The 7,802-nt window shown below is 49.7% G+C and carries 5 protein-coding genes and 1 pseudogene; 5 read left to right on the top strand and 1 reads right to left on the bottom strand.

The window, feature by feature from the left end; translation table 11 throughout:
- Nucleotides 1-615: pseudogene (locus tag H6F93_RS09015) on the bottom strand (cell division protein FtsH); the annotation flags it as partial.
- A gap of 277 nt (nucleotides 616-892) precedes the next feature.
- On the opposite strand from H6F93_RS09015, the gene H6F93_RS09010 reads away from it, so the two are divergent.
- The 5 genes from H6F93_RS09010 to H6F93_RS08985 all read left to right on the top strand — a co-directional run.
- On the top strand, nucleotides 893-1,459 hold the full coding sequence (locus tag H6F93_RS09010) for an NADPH-dependent FMN reductase (protein ID WP_190643918.1): 567 nt from the start codon (nucleotides 893-895) through the stop codon (nucleotides 1,457-1,459).
- A 266-nt stretch (nucleotides 1,460-1,725) separates the two neighbouring features.
- Nucleotides 1,726-3,171, top strand: coding sequence for a glutamate--tRNA ligase (gene gltX / locus H6F93_RS09005; RefSeq protein WP_524537919.1), 1,446 nt, complete (start codon nucleotides 1,726-1,728; stop codon nucleotides 3,169-3,171).
- A 274-nt stretch (nucleotides 3,172-3,445) separates the two neighbouring features.
- On the top strand, nucleotides 3,446-3,961 hold the full coding sequence (locus H6F93_RS09000) for a hypothetical protein (protein ID WP_206755716.1): 516 nt from the start codon (nucleotides 3,446-3,448) through the stop codon (nucleotides 3,959-3,961).
- A gap of 264 nt (nucleotides 3,962-4,225) precedes the next feature.
- Entirely contained in the window at nucleotides 4,226-7,045 is a 2,820-nt protein-coding gene (locus H6F93_RS33320) for a sensor histidine kinase (RefSeq protein ID WP_199313582.1), read from the top strand.
- Nucleotides 7,046-7,247: 202 nt separating this feature from the next.
- Nucleotides 7,248-7,802 (top strand): ATP-dependent metallopeptidase FtsH/Yme1/Tma family protein (locus H6F93_RS08985; protein WP_190680147.1); only part of this gene is annotated, 555 nt, incomplete at its 3' end.

Genomic DNA, 7,802 nt, shown 5'->3' with positions numbered 1-7,802 from the left:
AAGTTCTTCTTTGGCTTCTTCGATGCCTGCCACGTCGTCGAACATCACGCCGGTTTTGGCTTCCATTTGGAACCGAGCTTTGGACTTACCAAAGTTCATCGCCTGACCGGAAGCGTTGCTAGAGCGCCGCAGGATCATTAGCAAACCCATAATCAGCAAGAATGCCAGCAAGGCATGGATCATCAGCGACGTAACAATGTTGCTACCGGCCGTGGGCTGGACATCAATTGCGACACCCTGATCCCGAGCAGCCTCGATCAGTTCAGTGTTGCGATCGCCCGCAAACAGAGCCACTTCTTGGGGTACGGCATCAGCAGATTCGCCTTCTAGCTCAACTCGGGCAACTCCCCTGGCAGAATCAATCTCTAGCCGCTTGACCTGTCTGTTTTCGATGCGCTCAAGCAAATCACTATAGCTGAGGGATTCTTGTCTCGTCTGTGCCAACGCTGGAGTACTGGGCAACACGACCTGTAGCATCATCCAAACGGCAGTCATAGCGCCCGTTACTGCGGCACCTTTGGCAGGCGATCGCCCCCCATTCTTCTGAATTCGTACAGGGTTTCCTTTAGAACCTTCAGCAGAGGCTCGATTGCTCCCATCGAAAGATCGCTGCATTGACACCTTATTCCTAGAATGACTCATACTAAACTGCCTTTCCCGGCTACCTTAGCCTGACTTCTGACTACAACTGCCTAAGTTGAACGAGATCTCCTCAGTTCAAATATGCCTAACAGGGTTGAGTAGATGCTTCTACCCCTAGTCTAACCTCACAGCCCAACTCTACCCACCCGTATGTACATCAGTCCTAGCCCTAAAGCGTACTCGTAATGAATACGATTTAAGCTATACTTAAAATTAATTAAAAATTGCAAATTTAAGAGGGATCTAACTCATGGTTAAGATCGTTGGTATCGCTGGAAGTTTGAGATCCGACTCCTATAGTCAACAAGCCTTGAAAGTAGCAGCAGAGCGCGTTAGGGCACTGGGTGCTGAGGTTGAAGTTTTAGATTTGCGGCAGCTAAACCTACCCTTCTGTGACGGGGGCGGCGAGTACCCGGATTACCCTGACGTTGAGCGGCTCCGTAAAGCAGTGCTGGAAGCAGATGGGATTATCCTAGTCACGCCTGAATATCATGGCAGCCTCAGCGGTGTGCTAAAAAATGCACTCGACCTGATGGGCTTTGAGCATTTCTCTGGAAAGGTTACGGGATTAATGAGCGTTTTGGGTGGACAGTCTAACAGCAATGCCCTCAACGATATGCGAACCATTACTCGGTGGGTTCATGCCTGGACAATTCCTGAACAGGTCGCCATTGGGCAAGCCTGGAAAGCCTTTGATGAGGAGGGCAACCTGCAAGATGAAAACCTTTCCAAGCGATTGGATGCTTTTGCTCAAAGCCTGGTCGAAAACACTCAAAAGCTGAGGGGCGTCCCTCAACGAGAAATGTCCGTTGCTTGAGGCATTGCTGCTAACGTGATACCGATTTGATTAAAGATACGGCAGATTTTGGTATGGGCTTGGCAATGCCAAGCCCCTTCACAAGCCCCTTCATAATGCCAAGCTTCTCCTAAGACTTGAGGACGTTCACAGACTTCGTTTAAATTCGGTGTAACTTAGCCTGATGTAAATTGGTGGGTGGATGTAAGTCATCAATTACGGGTTGCTGTAAGTTGCAATTTAATTTGATCGCTTAATCGGGTTGTTTCAACTGAGAGAGTTTAATCGTGATTCGCGTTCGCCTTGCTCCTAGCCCAACGGGAAATCTGCACATTGGTACTGCAAGAACGGCTGTGTTTAATTGGCTGTTTGCGCGGCATCATGACGGTCAGTTTATTTTGCGAGTTGAAGACACTGACCTGGAGCGATCGCGCCCTGAATACACGCAAAATATTCTGGATGGCTTAACCTGGTTAGGCTTGACCTGGGATGAGGGACCATTCTTTCAAACTGAGCGGCTAGACCTATATCGTCAAGCGATTAAAACCTTGTTAGATAAAGGCTTAGCGTATCACTGCTACTGCAGCGAGGCAGAGCTAGAGTCTATGCGGGCAGAGCAGGAAGCCAGAAATGAAGCACCTCGATATGACAATCGCCATCGCAACCTGACTCCTGAGCAACAGGCAGCATTTCAGGCAGAGGGACGGTTGCCTGTGATCCGTTTCAAAATTGAAGACAGTCGGGAAATTAGCTGGACAGATTTGGTGCGTGGCAAAGTCACCTGGCGCGGCAACGACCTGGGTGGCGATATGGTGATTGCACGACGTGCACCTGTCGGTGAAATTGGTCAGCCGCTCTATAACTTTGTTGTCGTGGTAGACGACATCGATATGAAAATCACCCACATCATTCGGGGCGAAGATCATGTCGCAAACACCGCCAAGCAAATTTTGCTATATGAAGCACTAGATGCTGCAATGCCAGAGTTTGCCCACACGCCGCTGATTCTCAGTCCGGCGGGCAAAAAGCTGTCTAAGCGGGATGGCGTAACCTCGATTTCTGATTTCCAGAAAATGGGCTACCTGCCGGAAGCCTTGGCAAACTACATGACGCTGCTAGGCTGGTCGCCACCTGATGCTACCCAGGAGCGTTTCACCTTAACGGAAGCGGCAAAGCAGTTTGGCTTTGAGCGGGTCAACAAAGCAGGTGCAAAGTTTGATTGGGATAAGCTGAACTGGCTCAACAGTCAGTATTTGCACGAGATGCCTGCAGACAGGCTGACCGATTTGCTAATTCCTTACTGGCAAGAAGCAGGCTATAAGCTTGATGCAGAAGGCGATCGCCCCTGGCTAGAGCAGGTTTCTGCGCTGATTGGGGCAAGTCTAGCCCGATTAGATGAAGCGGTGCCCATGACCCGCTATTTGTTTGAACCAGACATGCAGTTTTCTGAGGCTGCCGTTACACAACTGCGGCAAGAGGGTACTGCAACCGCACTGCAGGCTGTTTTGACCGCTTTATCGGAGTCTATTGAGCTAGGAGAAGCCTCTGCTCAGGAGATCATCAAACAGGTGGTCAAGACAGAAAATTTGAAGAAAGGACTAGTGATGCGATCGCTCCGGGCCGCCTTGACGACCGACATGCAGGGTCCCGATCTGATTCAGTCCTGGCTACTGCTACATCAACACAATCTAGATCAGCTTCGGCTAAAGAGCGCTTTGGCTTTGACCGTCTAGAAATTTGACTGTTTAGAACTGTCTAGAAAAGTATTTGGCAGTAGCGACTGACTGCGGTAAGGGGGCAAACGAACGTTTGCCCCCTACTTTCACTCCGTAAAAGTTCTGTGGTAAAAGTTGGCCAAGCAGTTCTATTTGGAACTTGCCTAACCTAGTTAACGTCCAGAGAGGTCTATGACAGTTCTGAGGCTCAAAGATTTGTCAAATCAGACTGATATTTGACCAATAGTGCCGTCATACAACACTTAATCCCTAACTTTTTATCATTACTAGAATGAAAATCTATGGGCTGAACCCAAGATTCAGGCTATCTACTACAGTTTTAACAACTGGCATTTTGGTCACTGGGCTATCAGTGGATGTTCCTGTTTACGCTCAGCAGATTCAGTCTCCCGTTATCTCAATTTTTGAAAACGTCACCCTAAGCCCTGACTTTTCTCCCGATCCCACTACGATTCGCGGAATTAGCGGTGGGCCGTTAACGGCCAGCAACGTTGCAGGTAGAACTGAAACTGCGACTGGTCCTTGCGCTGGTTTTGTGGATGAGCAGCCAGATCATACGATTCAACTGACTGAGTTTTTCAGCTATCTCAGCATCCAGGTTGAAAGCCCTGAAGATACTACTCTAGTTGTGCGCGGACCAGGCGGAAGCTGGTGCAATGATGATTACCAGAGCAATAACCCTGGAATTGCTGGACAGTGGCTTTCAGGCGACTATGAGGTATGGGTTGGCTCCTACAATCGCGACAGCTATCACCCTTATGTCATTCGCATCAGCGACAGTCAGTAAAATCAACAGTCAACATAACTGACAGTCAGTAAAACCGACAGTCGGTAGATAAGAAGTGCGGCTGGGGACAGTCGGGGACAAAATACCCCTGTTTATCCCCCTAACGGGTGAATCAGCAGGGGGAGGTGATTGTTTTCTGTTGCCCAGTAGCATTAGATGTTGGAAGTAGCTCTTGTGTAAGCACCGACTTGGGTGCGGATCGCCTGCTTTGATTCATGTTTTCTATTCAAGTAAGCAGTTTTATGTTACGAGGAATTGCCTCCTATGGCACCCCAGTTGAGAAGTTGGGTATCGACGGGTAGAGCGGCGATCGCTTTGCTCGTTCAGGAGGGGTTGCCTCGGGTCAAGCAACCTAGACCTGCCTCTGAATTGACAGGCTACGAAGCATGGCGAAACCGCTTTATGTTGAGTCGGCTGCGCCTGGGGCTATGGCTAGCAGTTCCTTGTCTGTTAACGTTCATTGCTCTAGATTTTTATAGTTTTGTAGTCAACCCAGAAGCATTTAAAGCAAGTCATCTCGTCCCTTACCGCTTGGTGCTGACGCTGGAAGGGGCAATGCTGCTGTCACTGTTGTCCTGCGTTGTCTTTTCCAACACTCAAGCAGGGCGTCGCCATCCAGGTGTTTTGTTTCTGTGCCTGTCCTGGTCAATCACACTGGTTGGGCAGATTGTGGCCACGCTCAACGGCGTTGCTAACCCAGATCTGATCGCCTGGAACTTGGCATTTCTAATCCAGGCGACGTTGATTCCGGTGCGTTGGTTTTTGCATTTGGTTGCCCAGCTAGGGGTGCTGATTTATTTTTTTGGAGTCAATTCCGCACTGGGAATCACCATTGATGGCAAACCTGTTTACGCCTGCTTGGTGGTGTGGGTGTATGTGTTTTGGTTTTGCCTAATCTGCAATCTGGCAGTTTATTTATACGAGCAGCTTCAGAAAGCCGAATTCCATGCTCAACGAGAGTTACGTTTTTTTCTGCATGCGGTGTCGCATGACCTGCGAAATCCAGTAACCGGAATGTTGTTGCTGTTGCGCTCGCTGCTCGATCAGTTGGGTGAGCAGGTTGCGGTCAGCCGTCAAACTTTAGAAAGAATGCTGGAAGGGAGCGATCGCCAGCTTAAGCTGATCAATTCCCTATTGGAAGCTCATACCCACCGCAAACCCTGCATTTGCAAGAAAGAGCCTTTACAACTCAGTGACCTGGTAGAAGCCGTGCTAGCAGATTTTGAGCCGCTGTTAGCCCGAAGACAGGTCACTATTATGAATCGGCTGCCTCAGGATTTATCGCCTGTCAGCGCAGATGCAACTCAGCTTTGGCGAGTCTTCAACAACTTAATTGCCAATGCGATCGAACATAACCCACCTGGAGTAACCCTGACGCTGAATGCTAAACCAAAGAACAGTTTGGCGGGGTCAGACACAGTTTACTGTTGGGTTCATGATAACGGCATCGGAATGCCTCAGCGGGGCGATCGCCTGTTTGCCGACTTGCAGCTTAGAAGGCGCTCTGACTCATTGGGCTTAGGGCTACCGCTCTGCCGTCAAATTATCGAAGCACACGGCGGACACATTGGAATTCACAGTTCTCCTCAGCAAGGCACAACCGTCTGGTTCACCTTGCCTCTAGTCAAATCCGTTGCAATCGCTGATTCTGAATTGGATGATGCCAGGTCAATGCGATCGCCCCTCACCCTGGTTCAGCGAGTTAAGTCGATGGGTCAGGACGCGCAACAAAGAGTTGGGCGATCGCTAACGGCTCTATTGGGCAATATCCAGCCCTCCTCCGAGTCTGCGAATTATGAGTCCTGGCAAGAAAATTTGCTCCTTGGTCGCCTGCGACTGAGCCTTTGGCTAACGCTGACTTATATCCTGACGGTTGCTGCTGGCTATGGGCACATGGCGGTCTTCCTGCCCTCTGAATTTGCTGAGTTTCCTGCCGCCCATCGAGCGCTGATTTTTCCAGTTTTTGTGTTCATGGGGCTGAGCCTGTGTCTCTTACTGGCACTCCACTCCACTAAGTTTGGACAGCAATACCCCAATCTGATTTTTCTAGGATTTTCCTGGTCGGTGACGCTAGTTCCGCAAATCATTGGGACACTCTACGGCTCAGTTTACATAGACATTTTGAGCCTCTGTGTGATTTTGCTGGTGCAAGCGGCTCTAATCCCCGTGCGCTGGTGGTTGCATGTTGTTTCCCAGGTTGGAGCACTGGGATATTACATCGGCGTAAACCTGGCGCTAGGATCAACTACCGTAGGTGGGGAACCGATCTACCATGCCAGCATCTTTCTTTACCTGTTCTGGTTCTGCTTTATCTGCGATCTAGCAGTTTTTCTGTACGAGCGACTGCAGCGCAACGAGTTTGAATCGCGCAGACAGCTACAGGCGTTTTTACATACCATCACCCATGACCTGCGAACTCCCGTAATGGGTGCTTCGATGCTATTGAAGAACTTACTCAACCAAGCAGGGGAAGAGATACCGGTCAACCGCTTGATTTTGGAACGAATGTGGCAGGGAAGCGATCGCCAGCTTAACTTGCTGAGTTCTCTGGTTGAAGCGCACGACACCGAAATGCGCTGCCTCGTCTTGCACTGTCGGCCGCTTCACCTAGAACCCTTCGTGCAGTCCGTCCTGGTGAATTTAGAGCCACTGCTCAACAAAAATCAGGTGACACTCAAAAACTTAATTTCGCCTGATTTACCGCCCGTCAGCGCTGACTCCGACCAGCTTTGGCGCTTATTCACCAATCTGATTACCAACGCGGTTAAACACAATCCTCCTGGGATTGAGCTAGTTCTCAAGGCTGACGTAGAAGCCGGAATGCTGCGCTGCACGATTCAAGATAGTGGGCTAGGAATTCAATCTGAGCAGTGTCCCTTTGTGTTTGAACTGTATGCCCGGAGAGGGCGATCGCGTTATGTCCCCGGTCTAGGGTTAGGACTGTACGTTTGTCGGCAAATCATCACCGCTCACGGGGGCAAAATTGGGGTCAACAGCAGTCTTGGACAGGGCAGCGCCTTTTGGTTTACTCTACCAATCTCCAAACGGGCGAATCCCATTGGTTGCTCTAATTCCTCTAATTAGGTTAAATTTAGTTAAGATTCGCTCTCAGAAATATTCGATATGTTTAACTGCTGGCTTTCAAAGCTGCATTCCATCGCAAGCTGAGTTAGCGATTAGACTGAGGTTAGCGATATCGTATTTGTTCAAAAACTCTATCCAGGCAGCAATCCTCTGTCTGCAACGGATTTGACTACTTTATTTGTATATAGAGGCTAATCAAGTTATGAAACTTTCCTGGAGAGTCATTCTTCTCTGGACGCTACCAGCCCTCGTCATTGGATTTTTCTTTTGGCAAGGTGCTTTCTCCCCTGTTGCAGCGGATATGAGTCGAAACACCGCCAGCACCCGCATGACCTATGGTCGTTTCCTGGAGTATTTGGCAGCCGATCGCGTCACCAGTGTTGACCTGTATGAAGGCGGCCGGACAGCGATTGTGGAAGCAGTCGACCCCGAACTTGACAACCGAGTACAGCGGCTACGCGTTGATCTTCCTGGAAATGCGCCTGACCTCGTAGCTCGTTTGAGAAGTGAAGGCATCAGCTTTGACTCTCATCCACCCCGCAACGACGGTGCAATTTGGGGCTTGCTAGGCAATCTGATCTTCCCAGTGTTGCTGATCGGTGGTCTATTTTTCTTATTCCGTCGTTCTAGCAACGTTCCGGGAGGCCCGGGTCAGGCAATGAACTTTGGTAAGTCCAAAGCTCGGTTCCAAATGGAAGCCAAAACCGGCGTGATGTTCGACGACGTGGCAGGCATCGAAGAAGCCAAAGAAGAACTC

The sequence above is a fragment of the Leptolyngbya sp. FACHB-671 genome (assembly GCF_014695745.1).
Taxonomy (GTDB): domain Bacteria; phylum Cyanobacteriota; class Cyanobacteriia; order Elainellales; family Elainellaceae; genus JAAUTN01.
Note: the sequence above shows the minus strand (reverse complement) of the source record. Positions and strands in the feature narration are given on the sequence as shown.